22 protein-coding genes are annotated in these 20,996 nt (G+C 54.7%); 20 read left to right on the forward strand and 2 right to left on the reverse strand.

Annotation, left to right across the window (positions count from 1 at the left end; all coding sequences use genetic code 11):
• The first annotated feature begins 49 nt into the window (after positions 1 to 49).
• The 20 genes from IPM31_15485 to IPM31_15580 all read left to right on the forward strand — a co-directional run bounded on the left by IPM31_15485 (position 50) and on the right by IPM31_15580 (position 18,208).
• Complete coding sequence (locus tag IPM31_15485; GenBank protein MBK9008385.1) at positions 50 to 526, forward strand: cytochrome c maturation protein CcmE; 477 nt, start codon at positions 50 to 52, stop codon at positions 524 to 526.
• Positions 527 to 582: 56 nt separating this feature from the next.
• Positions 583 to 2,730: a heme lyase CcmF/NrfE family subunit gene (locus IPM31_15490; protein MBK9008386.1), complete on the forward strand. Its 2,148-nt coding sequence runs from the start codon at positions 583 to 585 to the stop codon at positions 2,728 to 2,730.
• 136 nt (positions 2,731 to 2,866) lie between these two features.
• Entirely contained in the window at positions 2,867 to 3,307 is a 441-nt protein-coding gene (locus tag IPM31_15495) for a cytochrome c-type biogenesis protein CcmH (GenBank protein MBK9008387.1), read from the forward strand.
• Positions 3,308 to 3,874: a TlpA family protein disulfide reductase gene (locus tag IPM31_15500; protein MBK9008388.1), complete on the forward strand. Its 567-nt coding sequence runs from the start codon at positions 3,308 to 3,310 to the stop codon at positions 3,872 to 3,874.
• Between the two features lie 7 nt (positions 3,875 to 3,881).
• Entirely contained in the window at positions 3,882 to 4,358 is a 477-nt protein-coding gene (locus IPM31_15505; protein MBK9008389.1) for a zinc ribbon domain-containing protein, read from the forward strand.
• A 74-nt stretch (positions 4,359 to 4,432) separates the two neighbouring features.
• Positions 4,433 to 6,301, forward strand: a complete 1,869-nt coding sequence (locus tag IPM31_15510; GenBank protein MBK9008390.1) for a c-type cytochrome — start codon at positions 4,433 to 4,435, stop codon at positions 6,299 to 6,301.
• 193 nt (positions 6,302 to 6,494) lie between these two features.
• On the forward strand, positions 6,495 to 7,193 hold the full coding sequence (gene ccmA, locus IPM31_15515) for a heme ABC exporter ATP-binding protein CcmA (GenBank protein MBK9008391.1): 699 nt from the start codon (positions 6,495 to 6,497) through the stop codon (positions 7,191 to 7,193).
• Between the two features lies 1 nt (position 7,194).
• Positions 7,195 to 7,911, forward strand: a complete 717-nt coding sequence (locus IPM31_15520) for a heme exporter protein CcmB (GenBank protein ID MBK9008392.1) — start codon at positions 7,195 to 7,197, stop codon at positions 7,909 to 7,911.
• Between the two features lie 72 nt (positions 7,912 to 7,983).
• The gene (gene ccsA, locus IPM31_15525) at positions 7,984 to 8,682 is read left to right on the forward strand and encodes a cytochrome c biogenesis protein CcsA (protein MBK9008393.1); all 699 of its coding nucleotides are present in this window, start codon (positions 7,984 to 7,986) and stop codon (positions 8,680 to 8,682) included.
• Between the two features lie 44 nt (positions 8,683 to 8,726).
• Complete coding sequence (locus tag IPM31_15530; protein ID MBK9008394.1) at positions 8,727 to 8,930, forward strand: hypothetical protein; 204 nt, start codon at positions 8,727 to 8,729, stop codon at positions 8,928 to 8,930.
• A gap of 48 nt (positions 8,931 to 8,978) precedes the next feature.
• Positions 8,979 to 10,616 (forward strand): hypothetical protein, encoded by a 1,638-nt coding sequence (locus tag IPM31_15535; GenBank protein ID MBK9008395.1) that lies wholly within the window; start codon positions 8,979 to 8,981, stop codon positions 10,614 to 10,616.
• Between the two features lie 92 nt (positions 10,617 to 10,708).
• On the forward strand, positions 10,709 to 12,694 hold the full coding sequence (locus tag IPM31_15540) for a (Fe-S)-binding protein (GenBank protein ID MBK9008396.1): 1,986 nt from the start codon (positions 10,709 to 10,711) through the stop codon (positions 12,692 to 12,694).
• Between the two features lie 10 nt (positions 12,695 to 12,704).
• Positions 12,705 to 13,058 carry a hypothetical protein gene (locus tag IPM31_15545; GenBank protein ID MBK9008397.1) on the forward strand — a complete coding sequence of 118 codons (354 nt, stop codon included), beginning with the start codon at positions 12,705 to 12,707 and terminating at the stop codon, positions 13,056 to 13,058.
• A 77-nt stretch (positions 13,059 to 13,135) separates the two neighbouring features.
• The gene (locus IPM31_15550; GenBank protein ID MBK9008398.1) at positions 13,136 to 13,492 is read left to right on the forward strand and encodes a hypothetical protein; all 357 of its coding nucleotides are present in this window, start codon (positions 13,136 to 13,138) and stop codon (positions 13,490 to 13,492) included.
• A gap of 13 nt (positions 13,493 to 13,505) precedes the next feature.
• On the forward strand, positions 13,506 to 13,931 hold the full coding sequence (locus IPM31_15555) for a TIGR03667 family PPOX class F420-dependent oxidoreductase (GenBank protein MBK9008399.1): 426 nt from the start codon (positions 13,506 to 13,508) through the stop codon (positions 13,929 to 13,931).
• Positions 13,932 to 13,959: 28 nt separating this feature from the next.
• The gene (locus IPM31_15560) at positions 13,960 to 14,241 is read left to right on the forward strand and encodes a hypothetical protein (protein ID MBK9008400.1); all 282 of its coding nucleotides are present in this window, start codon (positions 13,960 to 13,962) and stop codon (positions 14,239 to 14,241) included.
• A gap of 8 nt (positions 14,242 to 14,249) precedes the next feature.
• The gene (locus IPM31_15565) at positions 14,250 to 14,711 is read left to right on the forward strand and encodes a hypothetical protein (protein ID MBK9008401.1); all 462 of its coding nucleotides are present in this window, start codon (positions 14,250 to 14,252) and stop codon (positions 14,709 to 14,711) included.
• Positions 14,712 to 15,092, forward strand: a complete 381-nt coding sequence (locus tag IPM31_15570; GenBank protein ID MBK9008402.1) for a cytochrome c — start codon at positions 14,712 to 14,714, stop codon at positions 15,090 to 15,092.
• Positions 15,093 to 15,272: 180 nt separating this feature from the next.
• Complete coding sequence (locus IPM31_15575; GenBank protein ID MBK9008403.1) at positions 15,273 to 17,495, forward strand: right-handed parallel beta-helix repeat-containing protein; 2,223 nt, start codon at positions 15,273 to 15,275, stop codon at positions 17,493 to 17,495.
• A 170-nt stretch (positions 17,496 to 17,665) separates the two neighbouring features.
• On the forward strand, positions 17,666 to 18,208 hold the full coding sequence (locus IPM31_15580) for a carbonic anhydrase (GenBank protein ID MBK9008404.1): 543 nt from the start codon (positions 17,666 to 17,668) through the stop codon (positions 18,206 to 18,208).
• 6 nt (positions 18,209 to 18,214) lie between these two features.
• On the opposite strand, the gene IPM31_15585 is transcribed toward IPM31_15580, so the two are convergent.
• Complete coding sequence (locus IPM31_15585) at positions 18,215 to 19,300, reverse strand: site-2 protease family protein (protein MBK9008405.1); 1,086 nt, start codon at positions 19,298 to 19,300, stop codon at positions 18,215 to 18,217.
• Between the two features lie 444 nt (positions 19,301 to 19,744).
• Entirely contained in the window at positions 19,745 to 20,956 is a 1,212-nt protein-coding gene (locus IPM31_15590) for an aminotransferase class I/II-fold pyridoxal phosphate-dependent enzyme (GenBank protein MBK9008406.1), read from the reverse strand.
• Positions 20,957 to 20,996: the final 40 nt, after the last annotated feature.

Here is a 20,996-nt window from a genome sequence, read left to right on the forward strand (position 1 = left end):
ACACAAGCAATAGGAATTCAAATCATACTATTCTCCATGGAGCATGAACATGAAACTCAATAAATTTGTCATCGGTGGACTGCTGATCCTTGGCGCGGTGGTGTTTCTGATCGCCAACGCCACCAAAGACGCTTCGCAATACTTCATGACGGTGGACGAACTCAAAGCGGAGGGACCCGCCATCGTCGACAAGAACCTGCGCGTTTCCGGCGCGGTGATCGGCGACACGATCCAATATGACCCTTCCACGCTGACCCTCACCTTCGAGGTGGCGCACGTTCCGGCGGAAGATGCCACACTAAAAGATGAGGGCGGGCTTGCCGAGGCGCTGCACCAGGCAACCATCGATCCCTCGCGTTCGCGCATGACGGTGGTGTACGTGGGCGTCAAGCCCGACCTGCTCCGCAACGAAGCGCAGGCAATCGTCACCGGGTATGTAGACGCGGAGGGAGTCTTCCATGCCGAGGAACTTCTGCTCAAATGCCCCACCCGCTACGAAGAAGCCGTGCCAGAGCAGGCTGGATAGATAAGGAAAACCTCACAGGCGCGAACGACCTGTGAGGTTTGTATCGAGGAGATTTAATGATCGCCAATCTTGGGCTTGGAATCCTGCTCGTCACATTTTTTGTCACTGTCTACAGCGCGGTTACCGCGGCGGCTTCAAACCCCAAGGGGTTAGCCCGTATGCTCCGCAGTATTCCCTCGCCGCGCCTCAAACGGTTTGCGGATGAGCTCGACAAACTGGAAGACCCGCAACGCGCCGCATCGATGGCGGAAAGCGCGCGGCGGGCAATGTTACTTACCTTCCCCCTGCTTACCGTCACATCGCTTCTATTAATTTACCTGCTCGTCAACGACCATTACGAAGTGCAGTTCGTGTACGAAGTGACGAGCCGCTCGATGCCTACCTACCTCAAGGTTACGGCTTGGTGGGGCGGGCAGGCCGGCTCGTTGCTATTCTGGTCGTGGCTCATGTCGGCGTTTGCCTCGCTGGTCACCCTGCGCAAATGGGACCGCGACCGCGAATTTCTCCCCTGGGTTATCTTCGTTTCCTGCGTCACGCTCGCCTTCTTTTTGGGCATGACCGTCTTCTTTGAGAATCCGTTCCGGGTGTTTTACCAAACCGAAACGGGAGTCTCGGCGCATTTCTTCCAGCCGGCGAACAGCATCCCGTTCACGCCGGAAGACGGGCGGGGACTCAACCCGCTTCTTCGACATCCCGGCATGATCATCCACCCGCCTCTGCTCTACCTCGGATTCGTTTCCTACGTCATTCCGTTTGCGTTCGCCATCGCGGCGTTGATCACGGGACGCACCGACGACCGCTGGATCCGCCTCACCCGCCGCTGGAGTCTGTGGGCGTGGCTTTTCCTCACCTTCGGCCTGGTGCTCGGCGGACGCTGGGCGTATGATGTGCTCGGCTGGGGCGGTTACTGGGGTTGGGACCCGGTGGAGATCGCCGCGTTCATGCCCTGGTTGACCGGCACCGCCTTCCTGCACTCGGTGATGATTCAAGAAAAACGCGGCATGTTGAAACACTGGAATATGCTGTTGATCATCCTCACGTACGATCTCGTTATCTTCGGCACATTCCTCACGCGTTCGGGCGTGTTGTCGTCGGTACATGCTTTTGCGCAGAGCGCCATCGGACCCTTGTTCTTCGCCTACATTGCCATGACGTTGATCGTATCGGTTGCTCTCGTGATCTATCGCTGGGGCGAGTTGAAATCGGAAACCGAGATGAACTCCCTGCTTTCACGTGAGGCGTTGTTCCTGTTCAACAACCTGCTATTCATGAGCATTCTGGTCGTGTGTTTCTGGGGCGTCATCTACCCGCTCACCTCCGAACTGTTTACCGGCGCAAAAGTGACGGTTGGGCCCGCGTTTTACGAGCGCGCAAACGGACCTCTATTCGCGGGGCTGATGTTCCTGATGGGCATCGCGCCGCTCTCCGCGTGGGGGCATTCCACGGTGAAAACTCTCGGGCGGGCAATGTGGCTCCCGACGGCGGCGGCGGTTCTCGTCACGGCTGTGATCTTCGCAACCTACACCAAAAATCCGTATGCGTTGATCGGCTTCTTCCTCGTGGCGTTCGTCATCCTGATCACGTTGTATGAATATTGGCGCGGCTCGAGGGCAAGGATGAAGATCCACAGTGAAAATATTTTCACCGCCTTCTGGAACCTCACCGCCCGCGACCGACGCCGCTATGGCGGATACATCGTCCACATCAGCATGATGTTAATGGCGATCGGTATCCTCGGCATCGAACTCTTCCAAATGGAAACGCAGGGGACGCTCGAGGTCGGTCAGCAAAAAAGCATCGGCGGTTACGATGTGGTATACAAAGACATTGCCCGCTTCACCGGTCCCGATGGGCGCGAAGTGACGCGCGCGGTGCTTAGCATTTATCGCGGTCAAGAGTATCTCGGCGATCTTCATCCGCGCATCGACTACTATTGGGACTCGCAACAATCCATGACGATTCCCGGTCAACGCGCCACCATGAAGGATGACCTGTACATTCTGCTCGTCAACTGGGAGCCTGCCACCGCCACCGGCGCGACGTTCAAGATCTACGTCAACCCGCTGGTCAACTGGCTGTGGATGGGCAGCCTGCTCTTCCTCATCGGCATCATCATCGCGGCGTGGCCCGACAAGGACCCGGAGCGAGTGGCGGCGAAGGTTGAGAAGAGTGCGCGTGAGGCGGGAGTTGTGATTGGTGATTAGGAAGTGGAAAGTGGAGAATTAGAAAGTTGAGACTGGAGATTGGAGACTGAGGATCAAGAAAGCGCTTCGTCAGATACATATGTTCAAGCGACCATTACGCAATACGCAGTACGCAATATTGATTTCCATGCTTGCCATGATGCTATTTGCATCTCTCTCTGTTGCCTCCGCCCAAGGAACCACGCCCACCGATGACGATGTGAACAAGATCGCCAAGAAGTTGTTCTGCCCGGTGTGCGAGAACACGCCGCTGGATGTGTGCCCCACCGAGGCGTGCCGTCAGTGGCGGGAACAGATCCGCCAAATGCTGATCGAGGGCAAGACAGAAGACGAGATCATCCAGTATTTCATCGACACCTATGGCGCGCGCGCTTCGGGCGATCCGCCGAACAAAATTGCGTCGTATCTGATTCCGGTGACAGCGATCCTGTTGGGGGCGGCGCTCCTCCTGCGGGCGTTGCAAATGTGGAAAAAGCCGAAGGCGGCCGAATCAACCGTCCCTGCGGGCGAGGCGAAGCAAGTCCATCAAGATGAATATTTCAATAAACTCGAAGACGAATTGAAGAAGAGAAAATAGATGATTGAGACAACCCCTCCCCGCCGGGCAGTTCCGCTGTGGGTTCAGATCGTGATCTGGGTATTTTTGGCTGGCTTGCTGGCGCTGGTGGCATTGGGACTCAGCCGCCGACAGCAAGGCACCGTGCAACCCGGCGAAGTGATCGACGATTTTTCGCTCACGTTCTACAGCGGCTACGAGTTGGACGGCAAAACAGAGATCAAATTCAGCGACCTGCGCGGCAAGGTTGTGGTGTTGAACTTTTGGGCGTCGTGGTGTAAACCGTGCGAGCAGGAAGCCGCCGACCTGCAACAAGCGTGGACGGAATACGCGCCGACCGGTGAGGTGGTGTTCCTCGGCGTCGATTATGTGGACACCGAAGCGGACGCGCGCGTGTACCTGAAAAAATTCGGCATCACATACGCAAACGGCGCGGACCTGGCGACAAGAATCTCTCAATACTTCCGAATCAAAGGCGTGCCAGAGACGTATTTCGTGGACCGGGAAGGCGTGTTGCGCTATGTGCAGATCGGTCCCTTTTCCGGCGTGGATCAAATTCGGGAGCAGATCGATCTTTTGTTAAAGTAGAGGGCGAATGGATATTGCGGCAATTTTCCTGACACTGGCAGTGTTGTTTTTCGTTGGAATGTATCTATACGCGCCGTTCGCGCGCGGCTATGGCCGGCGTGTGACGGCGGAAGAGCGCGAACTTTCCGCATTGCTGGCGAAGCGCGAGCGCGTGTTGAGTTCTTTGCAGGAACTGGATTTCGACTACAAACTCGGCAAGATTCCCGAGGAGGATTACCCCATCCAGCGGACGAACCTCCTGCAAACAGGCGCGGATATTTTGCGCCAGATGGACGCGTTGACGATCGACGAAACCGACCTGCGGCGCAACAGCGCAAAGAAAGCCTCAGCCAAAAAGGAACTGACCGATTCCGAACTTGAGTATTTGATCTCGCAACGCCGGGCGTCGCGCAAAAAAAATTATGAGGGCTTCTGCCCCAAATGCGGCAAGCCGGTCCTGTCAAGCGACAAGTTTTGCGCGTCATGCGGGAAAGCGTTGAATTGATTTGCGATTCGCTGAATGCGAAGTACGGGATATGAGATACGAGATACGAGATACTCTGATAAGGCAAAACACGAATGAAGTTTCGCATCACTTTTATTGCAATGCTCGCCATCCTACTCACCGCCTGCAACATGACGCTGGCGGAAGATATCACACCGCCGCCTGGGTACGTGGCGCCGACGCCGATGCCCACGCTGGCGTTGTATCCAGCGCAACCCCCGAGCGTGGAAAACGGCAAACTGATCTACGTTGAAAAATGCGCTCCCTGCCATGGCGACACCGGTCTCGGAGACGGCGAGCAGGGCATTCAACTTGGCGTCACCGTCCGCGCGTTTGGGTTGGCAGAGATCGCCCGCCCCGCATCGCCCGCGCAGTATTACGCCGTAGTCACACGCGGGAACATCGAGCGCTTCATGCCGCCCTTCAACAGCCTCACCGATCAGGAACGCTGGGACGCGGTCGCGTACGTGATGACACTGCACACCAAAGCGGAAGAGATCGAAGCGGGCAAAAAACTTTTTGAAGCAAATTGCGCCGGCTGTTCGCTGGACCTTTTCAAAGACCAGCAAAAGATGTCGTCATTCACCGAAGTGGAACTCGCCCGCCTCGCCAGCCAGGGCGGCGATGGACTGCCGGCCTTCGGCTCAACTTTAAGTGAAGATGAACTCTGGGCGGTGGCCGCATACTTGCGGACTCTCTCCTTCGATACCGCGCCGATTGCGACGCCTCAACCTCTCGTTCACACCCAGGGGACGCCGGCTTCAGCCGCCTCTACCTCTGTCGCCCCTGAGATAACGCCGCTGGCGACGAGTCAAGCATCCACGGCGGGTGAAGCGACAGTCACCCTGCAACCCGGCTTCGGGATCGTCAGCGGAGTCATCGACAATCAAACCGGGGCAGATCTGCCGTCTGGTTTGGTCGTCACCTTACGCGCATATGATCACGACGCGAACGATCCAAACGCGGGTCCCGTTGAAACTTTTTCACTCGAAGGCGTTGTTGAACCAGACGGCGCGTATTCCTTTGAAAATGTCGAAATCCCCGCCGGCAGAATCTTTCTCGCGGAACTCACCTACGCAGGCGTGAAATTACAGTCCGAATTTCGTATTGTTGAGGAAGGCGCGCAACTTGTCAGCATTCCCTCGTTGACGATCTACGCCCTCACCGAGGATCCTTCGGGCTTGGTAATGGACGACGCGCAGGTCATCTTCGAATACGCCGCCGATTCGATCGCCGTGTACACGCTGTACTCATTCCGCAACCCGACCGATGAAATGATCGTCGTGCCGCAAGATGAAACGGGACAGATCCCGTTCATCAAATTCCCCAAAGGTTCGTCTGGTTTTGGTTTCGAGCCAACGCAAGACAGCGCCACATTCCTTTCCACTGCCAATGGGTTTGCCATCCCGCCTAGCGACGCATCGTACGGGCTGGTGGCATTCTCCTCGCTGGCAAAAACGGATGAAATAAATTTCTCGATGCCGTTCGACCTGCCGATTGCGTCGGTGAATGTATTCGTCCCCGTGGGCACAAAAGTGGAACAGGCGCAGTTAACCGATTTGGGTATTCAAACGATCCAAAACTTCACCTATCAAATTTACGAATCAGACTCCATCGCGGCGGGCGGGTCGCTTGCCTTCACGTTGACCGGCGAACCATCGGACGCGCCCGCGGCGACATCGAATAACACCGCCATGCTGATCGGGGCGGGCGTGCTGGGAGCCGCATTGCTGGTTGCTGGCTTCTGGATGTATCGACAAGATGCTCGCAAAGCGCAAGCCACCGAGGAAGAAGACGCGGGCGAGTTCGAGTCTGCCGAAGAGGTGATGGACGCGATCATCGCGCTCGATGACCTGCGCGGCAAGAAAAAGATCGGCGAGCAGGCGTATCAGAAGCGGCGCGCAGAATTGAAAGAAATACTGAGGATAGAGAGTAGAGAATAGAGAATAGACTTTATCTGTAATAAGCTCAAGTTCTTTTGTAGGACGCGGATAAACGCCGATGAACGCTGATAAAGAAGAAAAAATCGCGCTTTCCGCGCCCCCCCGCGCCCAAAAATTATTTCCGATAACGTCTGATAGAGAATCGTCGTATGGCTCATTTTCTATCATCAAGTCGGCTAATGGCATTATTGTTATGATCACCGTCAAAAAACTCGTTAAACGATTTGGGTTAAAGACCGTCCTGCGCGGCATGGATTTTGAAGTTAAGCCGGGCGAATTTGTCGCGTTACTCGGTCCTAACGGCGCGGGCAAGACCACTTTTTTGAGAATCCTCGCCTCGCTTTCGCGCCCATCGCTGGGAGAGGTGAACATCGCCGGCTTCAAACTTCCCAACGAAGCCGCTCAAGTCCGCGCGAGGCTGGGGGTGGTGTCGCATCTTCCGCTTTTATATGGCGATCTCACTGCGGAGGAAAATCTCCGCTTTTACGCCCGTATGTACGGAATTACGAATGACCAACTCCGCATTACCGAGGTCTTGGAGATGGTCGGGCTCGCAAACCGCCGCCGCGACCTCGTGCGCGCCTATTCGCGCGGAATGCAACAACGTCTCGCCATCGGGCGCGCGGTCCTACACGACCCGGAGATCATGTTATTTGACGAGCCATACACCGGGTTGGATCAGGACGCATCCACCATGTTAGATGATGTTTTGAAAACTGTCGCCGCGCGGGGACGCACCGTAGTGATGACCTCGCACGATCTGGCTCGCGCGGAGGAACTGGCTACCCGCTTCGACATTCTCTCGCGCGGGGTGATCGCCGCCTCCGCAACACGCAGGCAGGTGAAGAAAACCAACCTGCTCGAATTTTACAAACAGGCATTGGCAGGGTGAGATGAAAAGGAGCGAGCAGTTATCAGCGAGTAGCAAGCAGTCGCAAAGTAGTTTTTTCAAGGCTATCGGCGCGATCGTGTGGAAGGATTTGCGCGCCGAATTCCGCTCGTGGGAACTGATCTCATCAATGCTCGTGTTTTCCCTGCTGGTGATCCTGATCTTCAACTTTGCGCTTGAGTTGGACGTAAAGACCCGTCAATCCGTGACGGCGGGCGTGCTCTGGGCAACCTTCGCCTTTGCCGGCACCCTCGGCTTGAACCGCTCGATGGCGATTGAAAAGGATCGCGGCTGTCTCGATGGTCTCCTGCTCGCGCCGGTCGATCGCTCGGTCATTTACTTCGGCAAATTTTTCAGCAACCTCGCCTTTATGCTCATCGTCGAAGCGATCGTCCTGCCGGTGTACAGCGTGTTGTATAACACCAACTTATTCCAGCCGGGATTATTGCTCGTTATCCTGCTTGGCTCGGTTGGGTACACCTCCATCGGCACGTTGCTCGCCGCCATGTCGGTGCAAACGCGCACGCGCGATATCCTGCTCCCCATCCTGCTGTTCCCGGTGGTGTTCGCGGTCCTGCTTGCGGCGGTCAGAGCCAGCGGCGGGTTATTAGACAACTCGACCATTGCCGATGTTTCGTTCTCGATCAATCTTCTGATTACCTACGATGTCATTTTCATCGCCGCCTCATTTATGTTATTCGACTCGATCGTGGAAGAATAAAACTAGAGAATAGAGAATAGAGAATAGAAAGTGGAATCTCCCATCCCTTGTCTCCAAGAAAAAGGAACACCTATGCGCCACAAACCTGTCACCCTCAAAATTCTTGACCTTGTCTCGATCATCCTGCTGTTTGCCGCGGCGTATCTCGCCATTGTTGTTGCGCCGACCGAGAAAGTCATGGGCGAGGTGCAACGCGTCTTTTACTTCCATGTCGGCACGGCGTGGGTCGCGCTCATCGGCTTCGTGTTCACCGCCGTTCTAAGCGTGATCTACCTCGTCACCAAGAACCTCAAGTGGGATCGCATCCAAGTCGCCGCCGTCGAAGTGAGCGTGGTGTTCTTCCTCATCACCATCATCCTCGGCTCCATCTGGGCGCGCCCCGCGTGGAACACCTGGTGGACGTGGGACCCGCGCCTCACCACTGCCGCCATCGCCGAGTTGATCTACATTGCCTACTTCATGCTCCGCCAAGGCATCGACGACCCCGACAAACGCGCGCGCTTCGGCGCAGTCTACGCCCTCATCGGCGGGTTGAGCGCCCCGATCACCTTCTTCGCCATCCGCCTGTTCCGCACCATTCACCCGGTGGTCATCGCCGGCGCCAACGCGGAAGCGGAAGGCAACTTTAGCATGTCGGGCGATATGCTCACAGCGTTCTTCTTCGCCCTATTTGCCTTCACCGTCATCTTCCTCGACTTGTTCTGGAACCGCATCCGCCTGGGAGAATTCCAGAACGAGGTCGAAGAGATGAAAATGAAAGCCTCGTATTAGCGCGCGCGGCAACGATCCCATTCCCCTCAATCAAGGAGTCAAACATGTTCTTCCAGGAAATCACCCCCGACACCTCCGGCTACATGATCGCCGGGTACGCCACCACATTCATCATCCTCGCAATCTACGTGGCAAGCCTGTTCCTCCGCCAGCGCAACCTCAAACAGGATATGGACATGCTCGCCGAGTTGGAGAAACCCGTCGAAAAACCAGCCAAGTCTGTAACCAAAAGAAGCAAAAAGAAATAGGGCAATCAGTACGGAGTCCGCTATAATGATGGCGGACTCTTTTCATTTATGAGACAGAACAATGGGATTCGGACCGGGTGGCGATTCAGGTTCCTACGCTGGAGCCTGCTTATCATCCTTGTGGGAAGCGGGTTCGCATCCAGCCCCAGTGAGTCTGCTTCGCCCGTGGCAGACCCCCCCGGCCCCGACCGGTTCTCCGTCACCCTCGTCGAATATACCGAATACACCTGGTGGATGATCCGCTGGGGATCGAATCAATTCATCTGCGAACTCAAGACCGACCACGAGGGACTGCCGACCATCGCGGACGTATACTCCGATTGTCTCCCAGACGATTACGACGATTGGGTCAACCAGAAACCCTGCACCGAGCATGATGTCAGTTTATGCAAAGGGAATTACCTGGTGTTGATCGAAAGCCAGCCCGCGCAAAAAGAAGTAGCCACCAAACTCCCCTCGTCTTCGGTGCAAGTATCGCTGGAAAACTGCAACCCCGTCTACACATCATCGACAAGCATCTGCGAAGCCGAACCGATCCTCATCCTGAATGGCATCGAGCCGCTTCCCGAACACCAAATCATCCGCATCGAAGGGTTGTATGCGGGACAATCGTTTGTTTGCGACGCCCACTGCCGCTTGCGCCTGCCCATTACCGGCGAGAACGGCGAAACGTTACAATTTTGGGCATTCTCCAGCTATGGGGACAGCAGTCCTATCTTCAACGCGCTTGTGCGTGTTGCCCAAGCGGAGAGCAACGACCCCGACCAGGCTTTTTGGTATGTGGATGTGTTAAGCAGTCAATGGATGGGCGTGCCTGTGGCTAGTTGTGTCGAAACATGGAAGACACTGCCGCCCATCGGTGGTCCGCAGGAATGGCTAAGCACGCCTACACAAAGCGAAACGCTGGGAACCGACATTCCCTACAACTATCTCGCCGCGAACTTGATCCGCAAAGGTGTGGTCGACGCGGTGACTTGTGAAAACAACGGCTTACAGGAAGACGGCAACGCATCTTCCTGCGGCATGGACAAAGCGCGAGGAGCCGTCACCGCATGGCAAAACCAGTTCGATGAAATTATTTTAAATGTGGCAAAAGACACAGGCGCGCCGGCAAACCTGCTGAAAAATTTATTTGCCAAAGAAAGCCAGTTCTGGCCTGGCATTGGCGCGAAGGATGACGTGGGCTTGGGTCAACTGACCGAACAAGGGGCAGACACCACCTTAATGTGGAATCCCCCGTTCTTCAACCAGTTCTGCCCGCTCGTCATGGATTCCGAAGAGTGCAAAAAAGGCTACCTCGGCTTGGAAGAAGACCAGATGCGACACGCGCGCCTCGCCCTTATTCAGGCAGTCAATGCAACGTGTGAAGACTGCCCGCTCGGCATCGACCTCGACCGCGCCAATTTCAGCATCGGCGTGTTTGCCCATACCCTGCTTGCCAACTGCGAACAAGCCGGGCAATTGGTGAGAAACGTCAACGCGGCGCAAACGGCTGGTTCGGTTTCCACCTACGAGGACTTATGGAAGTTCTCGCTGGTCAACTATCACGCCGGTCCCGGGTGTCTCGGCGACGCGCTCGATCTCACGTTTGCGAAAAGCCTCGAAATGACCTGGGAGAACGTTTCATCGAATTTATCCGCCGGGTGCAGCGGCGCAGTAGACTACGTCAACGACATCAGCGAGTGAATCGTTTTCACTTCAACCCTGCGCGGAGGCGTTTGCCTCCGCGTTTTGTTTTGAGGTAAACTAGAAATCTCCCTCACCCCTAAGGAGTCATCATGCTCACCCTCGTCGAAAAAATTATCTTCGCCTTATTCATGATCGCTTCCGTTGTGTGGACGTATCGCGGCGCCCGGCGGATCGCGCGACAGTTCTCCAGCGGACAGGGTAAAGTGGATTGGTCGCTCGCTTCAAAACGGACGGGGGAACTGGTCGCCAAGTATGTATTTTTTACTCCCGTCTTTCGGTTCCGCCCGCTCCCCAGTTTTTTACACGCCTTCATCGGCTGGGGGTTTTTCGTTTATGTGTTCGTCAACCTCAATGAATTGATCCTCGCCTACACGGGCGTCAACCTGTTACACCACACCGGCATCCCCGGCGACATGTATCGTTCCTTGGCAGAATTCATCTCGTTCGCGCTGATGTTCGGCATGATCGGCATGTCCATCCGCCGCTACATTCTCAAACCTGCAACGCTCACCACACGCGACACCACCCTACTCAACCCCAAAGCGCGCGCGGGCATCACAATCGATTCCATGATCGTGACCGGCACATTCTTCACGCACACGTTAGCGCGCGTGTTCGCCGAGTCGTTCTATCTCGCCCGCCATGAAATTCACGACGCATGGCAACCCATCACCTCCGCGCTGGCGGGCTTGTGGATCAATCTGCCCGAGTCGCAACTTTTGTTCAATGAGCGCTTGATGTTTTGGATCTCATTGGGATTCGTGTTTGCCTTCCTGCCATATTTCGCTTATTCAAAACATATCCATTTATTTGTCGCGCCGTTAAATTTCGCGCTCAAGCCCGAACGGAAATCCATCGGGCAGTTGAGTTACATCAACCTCGACGACCAGTCCATCGAACAGTTTGGCGCGGCAAAGATGAGCGACCTCGGCTGGGAACAGATCATGGATGCGTACGCCTGCATCCAATGTTTTCGATGTCAGGAGGTTTGTCCCGCATACAACACGGGAAAAATTTTATCGCCCGCCGCGCTGGAGATCAACAAGCGTTATCACCTGAAAACTGGCGACACCGATGTGCCGATGCTGAATCTCATTTCGGAAGAGGCGGTCTGGGCTTGCACAAGTTGCGGCGCGTGCGTGGACATCTGTCCCGTCGGCAATGAACCGATGCGCGACATCCTCGACATCCGCCGAAATCTTTCGATGATGGAGAGTCAATTCCCGAAGCAACTCGAGAACGCGTTCAAAGGAATCGAGCGCAACGCGAACCCGTGGAATGTGCCGCAGTCTGATCGCCTGAAATGGGCAGAGGGACTCAATGTGCCGACCATCGAGCAAAACCCCGAGCCCGATATTTTATGGTGGGTTGGCTGTGCCGCGTCAACGGATGCGCGCGCGCAAAAGACAGCGCAGGCGTTCGCAAAAATTTTGAACGCGGCGGGAGTCAACTTTGCCGTGCTCGGGCGGAACGAATCCTGCACGGGCGATCCCGCTCGGCGCGCAGGACGTGAAGATATTTTCTTTGCGATGGCTTCGCAAAACGTGGAAGTCCTCAACGAGGTAAAACCGAAACGGATCGTCGCCACTTGCCCGCATTGTTTACATACGATCAAGAATGAATATCCCGCGTTTGGCGGAAATTACGAAGTGGCGCATCACACGCAATTTATCAATGAGTTGGTTGGCGCGGGGAAGATCAGTTTAGAAGTAAGCAGTGATCAGTTATCAGTGACGTTCCATGACCCGTGTTATTTGGGACGGCACAACAAAATTTTCGACGCGCCGCGCGAGGCGTTGCAGTCCACTGGCGCGTTGACGATTGAAATGCCGCGCAATTCTGCCAAGTCGTTTTGTTGCGGCGCGGGCGGAGCGCAAATGTGGAAGGAGGAGGAAAGCGGCACAGCGCGAGTAAACCAGACCCGTTTTGCCGAAGCGAAGACGACGGGCGCATCCACGCTCGCGGTGGGATGTCCATTCTGCATGGCGATGATGACCGACGCATCCAAAGCCGACGGAGGGGAGATCCAAGTGAAGGATGTGGCGGAGTTGGTAGCCGAACGGCTAAAGAGTTGATCGATCCCTTATGCCCACGCTTCAAAACAAAGGCGAGTATTTATTGGTTGAGATCAACGAGCCATACTCACTGGAGATGATCAATTCGGCGATCCATGAAGTTACCGCGTATTGCAAAGAACACAACTTGAACAAAGTGTTAGTGGACATGAGGAACATGCCGGGCGCCCCAAGTATCCTTGAACGCCATCTCCACGGAATTGAGGTTGCCAAAGTGTGGGGAGCGCGAATTAAAGCGGCTTTGATCCTGCGACCTGAAAGTCTTAGCCACATGACCGAAAATACCGCCGTCAACCGCGGCGCGAATTTATTATCCACATCCGATCTTGCTCATGCTTTGGAATGGCTTGGCGTAACAGGGTAGCCCTCCGGAACGAAAATATTTGACACGATGATTGTCAATATAGTAGAGAAACCACCAAAAACACCTTGAGGTCATTCATGTATACCTGTCAAAACAAGGGCGATTATTTGCTTGTAGAAGCCAGCGGAAACTATTCGCTGAACTTGTTGGTATCCATCATTCATGATCTAGCTGATCGCTGTCAGAAAGAGAATCTAAATAAAGCATTGCTCGACTTGAGAAATGTTGAAGGCAATCCCAGCATCCTTGACCGCTATCGCTTTGGTGTCGAAATCGCCAACGCGTGGGGACCAAAAATAAAGGTGGTTACCGTTGCAAGACCGGAGGCGATCAACAAAATGGGCGAAAATACCGCCGTCAATCGCGGGGCGAATGTATGGGTTACATCCGACATGGATATCGCGCTACAATGGCTTGGGGTTGAAAATAAATGACAGGAGAATCATCATGCTGAACTTGAACACCAAATTCGGGCGCGTCGCCAAGAAACATTTGAAAAGCGAATACTTCATCTGGCTGACGACGGTGGACTCAACAGGCGCGCCTCAACCCAGACCGGTGTGGTTCATCTGGGACAAAAATTCGTTCCTCATTTTTAGCAAGCCGCTGGCGCATAAACTGAAACACATCCGAAAGAATCCGCAAGTTTCATTGCATTTCAACTCTGCAGATAAAAAAGCGCAAGAGCATCTGATCATTTTCATAGGGACAGCGCTTGTTGAAACGAGTTCGTTGCCCGCGCATAAGATCCGCGCGTACATGAAAAAATACAAGGCGGGGATCCAAGGTTTGGGCGCGACCCCGGAAGAATTCTCCCGCGAATACTCAGTCGCCATCCGAATTACTCCCGCCAAGTTGCGCGGTTGGGAGTAAAATACCCCACCAACGAGAGGAGGCTGGAATGAAAGATTTGGTCAAAACTCTGCATCCTGAAAAGAAACAGGGCGTGAACATCAGCAGGGAAAAATACGACATGATACGAAAAGCAATTATGAGCGAACTTCGCAGCAACAAAGAAATGACCTTTATGAAACTCTCGCGCGCAGTGGAAAAAGAAGTGCGCGGAAAATTCGACGGCTCGGTGATGTGGTACGTCACCACCGTCAAACTCGATCTCGAAGCGCGCGGCGAGGTGAAGCGCGTGCCCAACTCGCGCCCGCAACTCGTTCGGCTGGCAAAATAGGAATCTTCATGGCAGACACCATCCCATTCGACGTTTCAGCCGCGCACAAATATTTCTCAGCCGAAAATTTCAACAGAACTTGGGAACTTATAGAAAAAAGCGAACGCACCGACGAAGAAAACCTGGCAATGTTGCACAATGCCATCGCATCGCTATGGCATTGGTCCCAGCGCGAGGACGTCTCTGCGAAACCACTATCAGTCGGGTATTGGCAAGTCTCGCGCGTGTATAACATCATTCAACAACCCAGCCTCGCGCGGACGTATGGTCTACAGGCGTTGAAGCACGCGGCGAGTCTCGATCCATTTTATAAAGGCTATGCCTGCGAAACCCTCGCCCGCGCCGAAATGCAAAGCGGCAACCGCGTGATCATGCTTGAATATCTCAATCAGGCGCGCAGTTTCGCGCAACAAGTGACACAAGACGAAGACCAACAACTTCTCCTCCGCGATCTGGAATCCATCCAATAAATGACCTATCCGCGATCCTTTCTGCTGTGCGCGATGCTCGCCCTCCTCTTGCTCTCTGCCTGTTCCTCGAGCGCCACGCCCGCGCCAACCCTGACGGCGTTCGAACAACTGGGTCAATCGGTCTTCAACTTGCGATGCGCGCAATGCCACGCGCTTGTGCCAGATACGGTAATCATCGGTCCGCCGCTGGCAGGAGTCGCCACACGGGCTGGAACCCGCGTCCCTGGGATGGAGGCGACGGAATATCTCGAAACGTCGATCCTGTTTCCGAAAGATTTCCTCGTCCCTGAATATACAGACACCATGCCGACCAATTTTGGAAAAGAATTGACCAGCGAGGAACTCGAAGCGGTGGTCGCGTTTTTGATGACGTTGAAATAATATGATAGACCTCACAGGTCTTAAAGACCTGCGAGGTCTTCTCAATTCCCGGTTGGGGATGCAGTTCGATTTACTTGGCAAATCGTGCATCCCGCTCGCAGTGCAACTGCGAGCGAACAAACATACGGAAGTTATTAATTTACCGACCCTAATGACCTGTGAGGTCTTCTCGGAGGAGAAATGAAAATCTGGATTAAACGCATCTTCCTTATTTTGGGCTTGCTTGCCCTCGTCGGCATCTTCTACGCCGCGTTTGCCCCCCTGCCCTTCGACGAACTGCCTCCCGAAGAGAAGTGGGGCGCGGGCGCGAGCAGTGTGCTTCCCGCGTATAGCGGGTTGCAACGCGAATTCCCCGCGCTCAACGGCGATACATCGCCTGAAAAAGCGAAACTCGGTCGTTTGTTATTTTTCGACCCGATCCTTTCCAAGAATCAAGATATGTCGTGCGCCACGTGCCATAACCCCAGCCTCGGTTTCAGCGATGGCTTGCAAACGGCAAAAGGTTCCGATGGTTCATCCCTACCGCGCAATACGCCCACGCTATGGAACGCCGGCTACTCGACAAAACTTTTCTGGGACGGCCGCGCAGACTCGCTGGAAGCGCAAATGTCTGTGCCTCTGCACGCGGAGAATGAAATGGCTGGCTCTGACGCGGAAACCGTCGCGCGCTTGATGAAAATCCCCGAATATGTGGAGTTGTTCAACAAGGCATTTGGGAACAATGCCATCACCGTCGAAAACGCGCAAACAGCGATCGCTTCCTTCGAGCGGACTCTGGTTTCAAACAATAGCCCTTTTGATAAATACGCCGCGGGTCAATTCGACGCGTTGACATCGCAGCAACGGCGCGGCTTGAACCTCTTCCGTTCGGCGGCGACGCGTTGCTTTGAATGTCACGCCGCGCCAACCTTCGGCTCGGATGATTTCTTCGTGACCGGTTCGCCCGACCTCGAAGGGTTCCAGCACGACGAGGGTCGCGCCGCCATTGCCAGCGACGGACAGGATGGCGCATTCAAAGCGCCGACGTTGCGCAACGTCGCGTTGACGGGACCGTACATGCACAACGGCGCATTCGCCACGCTGGATGACGTTCTCTGGTTCTACGAAAAAGGCGGCGGGAGTCAATACGGCTTGGAAGTAGACCGTCACATCCTCCCCATTGAGTTGAGCGCGCAGGAACACGAAGATTTGGTCGCGTTCCTCTACGCGCTAACCGATGAAAGCGCGATGCCCGAAATTCCAACCTCTGTGCCATCGGGCTTGCCGGTGGTGGAACAATACCCTAACCTGGCGCGCGAAGTTGTCAGCCAGTTGAATGTCGAGGTGACTGAATCAGGCATCCCTGCGCATGAACCGACTGTCGTCCGCGTGGGCCCAAAGGAAACGATTCAACAAGCCGTCGACCGGTCTGGTCCGGGCGATACGATCGAAGTCCCGTATGGGATTTATCACGAGTCGGTGGTGTTGGATTGGAGCGATGTCAAACTGGTGGGCATCCCGAATGATCAGGGCGAGTGGCCCGTGATTGACGGCGAAGGCACGCGCTCGGATGGAGTCATCGCATCGGGAAATAATTTCGAGATGTATAACTTCGCCGTAAAGAATTACACATCGAACGGCGTGCTGGTGGAAGGCGCGACGGGCGTGTATTTGCATGATCTGTATATTGAAAATACCGGCGTGTACGGCGTGTACCCCGTGCGCTGTACGGATGTGCTGATCGAACGTATCGAAGCGACGTTGATGAACGACGCGGCGGTCTACGCGGGCAAGTCGGAGAATGTGGTGATCCGCGATACGTTGACCTACGGCAATGTGATCGGCGTTGAGCTGGAGAACACGGTCAACGGTGAAGTGTATAACAACGTGGCGCGCGACAACACCGTTGGGATTTTCATTGATCTTCTACCGCAATTGCCGTCCAAGGTTTCGTTATACACAAAAGTGTACGATAACGTTGTTGAAAATAACAACGGCGAGAACTTCGGCAAACCCGGAACCGCCGTGGCGCTCGCTCCCTCTGGGACGGGCATCTTGATCCTCGCCGCAGACGAGGTGGAAGTGTATAACAACACCATCCGCGGCAATAAATCGGGCGGGTTGGCAGTGTTCAACCTCACGATCGGGTTCGACGTCAACGAGATTGACGTGGGTCCAAACCCCGAGCATGTGTACGCGCACGATAACATCTACGAGAACAACGGCTACGACGCCGATCCGTTTGTAAAGAAGATACTTGGCAGGGGGTTCGATATCATTTGGGACTCGAACGGCGCGGATAACTATTTCGACGAAGAAGCTTCATCGTCTTTCCCGCCTATTCTGCCGAAGACTTCGTGGCCCCAGCCGCTGTATAACTTGTATTGGAGATTCTTCAATTTTGTGGTTGGGTTGGCGGGGTGAGGAAGAGCAGAGAATTAGAGAATTGAGATTGGAGACTGGGCTGGGAGGCTCGGTCTCCTTTTTTGTTTATAATGAGTAAAGGTTTCGTAGTGACGACTTTAGTCGTCTCAGCGCAGGACGACTGAAGTCGTCACTACGTTTTATTGCAACGTTTATAGGAGTTTAGTTTCATGCATCGCCTCTTCCCTGTTTCTACAAAAGACGACATTTTCCCCGAATACCAAAATACCCCTGTTGGATTATTGCTTGAATACAACAATCTCAACAGGGAGTATGAAGCGTACACACAAGCGCAATTGCTGATCGGCATGTGCATGGATAACCGCAAGCATTTGCATATCCCTGATAACTTTGCATACATCATCCGCGCGGGCGGCGCGAATTTGCGCTACAGCGAATTCAAAGTTTCATACGCCATCGCGGTGGGAGGCGTGACGTGCATCGCGTTGATCGGTCACAACCAGTGCGGGATGGTCAACTTGATGTCGCGCAAGGAGGCGTTCATTCAAGGTTTGGTCGAACGCGCAGGCTGGGAGCGCGAGCTGGCGGAACAACACTTCACGAACTTTACCCCGATGTTCGAGATCGGCAACGAAATCGATTTCGTGCTCAGCGAGGCGCAACGGTTACGATCGCGTTACCCGAAGATCTTTGTCGCGCCGTTGTTTTACAAGGTGGAGGATAATTTGTTGTATCAGGTGAAAAATATCTAGGGGATTCTACGCCGCCGCTTTCAACGCCGAGCGGATCATCAAAAATTCGGTGATGTTTTCCGCGGTGATCAAGCCGACGAATTGACCGGCGTGCATGACGGGCAGAGTCTTCGCGCCCGTTTCTTGCAGACGAGTGAGGGCTGATTCGACCATGTCGTGCGAATCCACACTGGGGACATCTTTCCGCATCACGCCGACGACCGGCGCGCTTTGTCCCTGGCGCGATAACGCGGCGATGAACGCGTCGCGTTCGAGGATTCCCATCACTGCTCCGTTGGCATCCACCACGGGGAAATCATGCTGTGAACCGGCAAGGATGAGTCCCACAACTTGCGCAAGCGTGTCGCGCGGCGAAAGGGTTTTGAAATCCGTCAGCATCGCTCGCGTGACGGGGATTCCGCTGATCGAATTTTTCATCAACGCCATGCTGGCTTCCTGCGACGCGCCGATGTAGACGAAGAAAGCGATGAACAGCAGGAAGGGATTGCTGAACATGCCGATAAACCCAAACAAGAACGCTATGCCCTGACCGATGCTCGCGGCAACCTGCGTCGCGTGGACGTAGTCCATACGCATGGCGAGGATGGCTCGCAAAACACGCCCGCCGTCCATGGGGAAGGCAGGGATAAGATTAAAGAGCACGAGGGTGATGTTGATCACCATCAAGCGCATGAGAAAAGAGCCTGAGGCGATGGTCAAGCTGGTGAGCGGAGTCAGTTTCCCCGTCGCGGCAAGAAGCGCAAAGAGAATCCCAGCGATGACCACGTTAACGGCGGGTCCCATCAGCGCGACCCACAACTCCTCGATGGGTTTATCAGGCATGCGCTCCAACCGCGCCACACCGCCAATGGGATATAGGGTGATGTCGCGGGTTTTGATGCCGTATTTGCGGGCGGTCAGCGCGTGACCGTATTCATGCAAGACAACGCAGAGAAAAAGAGCGAGGATGAAGATGATGCCGTTCACCACCTGGGCGATGGTCCCATGCTGGAGCCAGTAGCTGTATCCCACCCAGCCGATCAATAGAAGAAACGTGGCATGGACGTACACGTCAATGCCAAGAAAGCGACCCAGTTTCCATTGCCATTTCATTTTTTATCTCCTTCGGTTGATTAGAGTTTACACTCTGCCTGTTAGAAGATTGTTGTAGTTTTATGAAGATAACATGAAAATTTGACTCTACCGTTTTTAACGGGAAGTCTTTTTTTTCAAACACAAAGGACACGACGGTCACAAAGGAAATACTCAAGGACTCGGGGTTCTTTTTTGCCATTTGTGTCGCTTCGATGAACTCAGCGCAAGACTCTGTGTCTTCCGTGGTGAGGCGCTTTCCCGTTGATTACGAGGGATTCGAAAATTTTCGACGAAAATAAAGACCCGCCCAGATCACCTTGCATTTTCAAAATCGGGACGCTGATTCACGCAGAAAACGCAGATTTTCTTTCTTTTGAATCAGCGAAATCAGCGTTTATCTGCGTCCAAATGTATTCTGTAAGATAATCAGAGACCCGCCATGCTGGCGGGTCTGGTTCGATGTTATTTGATGATCCCCAATTTCTTCCCCGCTTCGCCGATGACGTCCATCGCGCGTTCGATCTCGCTCGGGTCGTGCGCGGCGGTGACGGTTGCCCTCAGCCTCGCCAATCCCTCTGGCACGGCGGGCGAAACGACCGGCAGGACGAACACATCGTTGTGTTGCGCTTCGCGCGTCATGGCGAACGCCGCTTCATCCGTGCCGCATAAGACAGGGACGATTGCCGTCTCGGTGAGCATGGTGTCGAAGCCCATGCTTTTGAGCCCGCCGATGAATTGTTTGGTGTTCTGATTCAAGCGTTCGATGCGCCAGGGTTCATCGAGGATCACTTTGAAGGCTTCGTTCGCGGCGGCGGCTTGCGCGGGCGGCAGGGCGGCGGAGAAAATATACGCGCGGCTCGCGTGACGCAGATAGGTGATGATCTCTTTGCTCGCGGCGACATATCCGCCCACCGAGGGGATGGTCTTGCTCAAGGTGCCCATCTTGATATCGATGCCCTCGTAGAGGTCGAAATATTCTTCGATGCCGCGCCCGGTCTTGCCGAGCACGCCGATCGAGTGCGCCTCATCGATCATCAACCAGGCGTTGTATTTTTTGCACAGGTCAACCATCGTAGGCAGGTCGATGATGTCGCCGTCCATGCTGAAGACCGAATCGGCAATGACGAGTTTGGCAACGTCGCTCGGCGCGTTTTTCAGCAAGCCTTCGAGATGATCCATTTCGTTGTGGCGGAATCGGCGAAACTCCGCGCCCGACATCAAACAGCCGTCCACGATGGAGGCGTGATTCAATTTATCGGAGAAGACATAATCGCCGCGTCCCATCATGGTCGAGACGACAGTTAGATTCGTTGCATAGCCCGATGAATACGTGATCGCAGATTCGGCGTGTTTGAAATTTGCGATCGTCTCTTCGAGTTCATTGTGGATCGTCAACGTGCCAGCCAGCGTGCGCACGCCGTTCGTCCCCGTGCCGAATTTGTCTACGGCGGCTTTGGCGGCGGCGTTAATGCGCGGGTGGTTGAGCAAGCCCAAGTAGCCGTAGGAGGCGTACATCCCCATCACGCGCCCGCGCACGCGCACTTTCGAGTCATCGAGCAGTTCTTCCACAGGCTGGTTGTAAAAATACAAGTCGTTTTCTTTGAGCATGGCAACGCGATCGTTCATCGCTTTGATGCGGCGGGTGACGGCGTCGTCGGTGTGATGCAAATCCATACAAATCCTCCGGGAAAGAATGCGGCAAGTGTACCAGACT

This window comes from Candidatus Defluviilinea gracilis, from assembly GCA_016716235.1.
Classification (GTDB): domain Bacteria; phylum Chloroflexota; class Anaerolineae; order Anaerolineales; family Villigracilaceae; genus Defluviilinea; species Defluviilinea gracilis.

Excerpts from the sequence above, each read along its gene's own strand:
- IPM31_15565 (MBK9008401.1), top strand. The coding sequence starts at position 14,250 with ATGGCAGACACCATCCCATTCGACGTTTCAGCCGCGCACAAATATTTC.
- ccsA (MBK9008393.1), top strand. The coding sequence starts at position 7,984 with ATGCGCCACAAACCTGTCACCCTCAAAATTCTTGACCTTGTCTCGATC.
- IPM31_15485 (MBK9008385.1), top strand. The coding sequence starts at position 50 with ATGAAACTCAATAAATTTGTCATCGGTGGACTGCTGATCCTTGGCGCG.
- IPM31_15490 (MBK9008386.1), top strand. The coding sequence starts at position 583 with ATGATCGCCAATCTTGGGCTTGGAATCCTGCTCGTCACATTTTTTGTC.
- IPM31_15580 (MBK9008404.1), top strand. The coding sequence starts at position 17,666 with ATGCATCGCCTCTTCCCTGTTTCTACAAAAGACGACATTTTCCCCGAA.
- IPM31_15570 (MBK9008402.1), top strand. The coding sequence starts at position 14,712 with ATGACCTATCCGCGATCCTTTCTGCTGTGCGCGATGCTCGCCCTCCTC.
- IPM31_15535 (MBK9008395.1), top strand. The coding sequence starts at position 8,979 with ATGAGACAGAACAATGGGATTCGGACCGGGTGGCGATTCAGGTTCCTA.
- IPM31_15530 (MBK9008394.1), top strand. The coding sequence starts at position 8,727 with ATGTTCTTCCAGGAAATCACCCCCGACACCTCCGGCTACATGATCGCC.
- IPM31_15575 (MBK9008403.1), top strand. The coding sequence starts at position 15,273 with ATGAAAATCTGGATTAAACGCATCTTCCTTATTTTGGGCTTGCTTGCC.
- IPM31_15520 (MBK9008392.1), top strand. The coding sequence starts at position 7,195 with ATGAAAAGGAGCGAGCAGTTATCAGCGAGTAGCAAGCAGTCGCAAAGT.
- IPM31_15550 (MBK9008398.1), top strand. The coding sequence starts at position 13,136 with ATGTATACCTGTCAAAACAAGGGCGATTATTTGCTTGTAGAAGCCAGC.
- ccmA (MBK9008391.1), top strand. The coding sequence starts at position 6,495 with ATGATCACCGTCAAAAAACTCGTTAAACGATTTGGGTTAAAGACCGTC.
- IPM31_15555 (MBK9008399.1), top strand. The coding sequence starts at position 13,506 with ATGCTGAACTTGAACACCAAATTCGGGCGCGTCGCCAAGAAACATTTG.
- IPM31_15545 (MBK9008397.1), top strand. The coding sequence starts at position 12,705 with ATGCCCACGCTTCAAAACAAAGGCGAGTATTTATTGGTTGAGATCAAC.
- IPM31_15510 (MBK9008390.1), top strand. The coding sequence starts at position 4,433 with ATGAAGTTTCGCATCACTTTTATTGCAATGCTCGCCATCCTACTCACC.
- IPM31_15585 (MBK9008405.1), bottom strand. The coding sequence starts at position 19,300 with ATGAAATGGCAATGGAAACTGGGTCGCTTTCTTGGCATTGACGTGTAC.
- IPM31_15540 (MBK9008396.1), top strand. The coding sequence starts at position 10,709 with ATGCTCACCCTCGTCGAAAAAATTATCTTCGCCTTATTCATGATCGCT.
- IPM31_15495 (MBK9008387.1), top strand. The coding sequence starts at position 2,867 with ATGATGCTATTTGCATCTCTCTCTGTTGCCTCCGCCCAAGGAACCACG.
- IPM31_15590 (MBK9008406.1), bottom strand. The coding sequence starts at position 20,956 with ATGGATTTGCATCACACCGACGACGCCGTCACCCGCCGCATCAAAGCG.
- IPM31_15505 (MBK9008389.1), top strand. The coding sequence starts at position 3,882 with ATGGATATTGCGGCAATTTTCCTGACACTGGCAGTGTTGTTTTTCGTT.
- IPM31_15560 (MBK9008400.1), top strand. The coding sequence starts at position 13,960 with ATGAAAGATTTGGTCAAAACTCTGCATCCTGAAAAGAAACAGGGCGTG.
- IPM31_15500 (MBK9008388.1), top strand. The coding sequence starts at position 3,308 with ATGATTGAGACAACCCCTCCCCGCCGGGCAGTTCCGCTGTGGGTTCAG.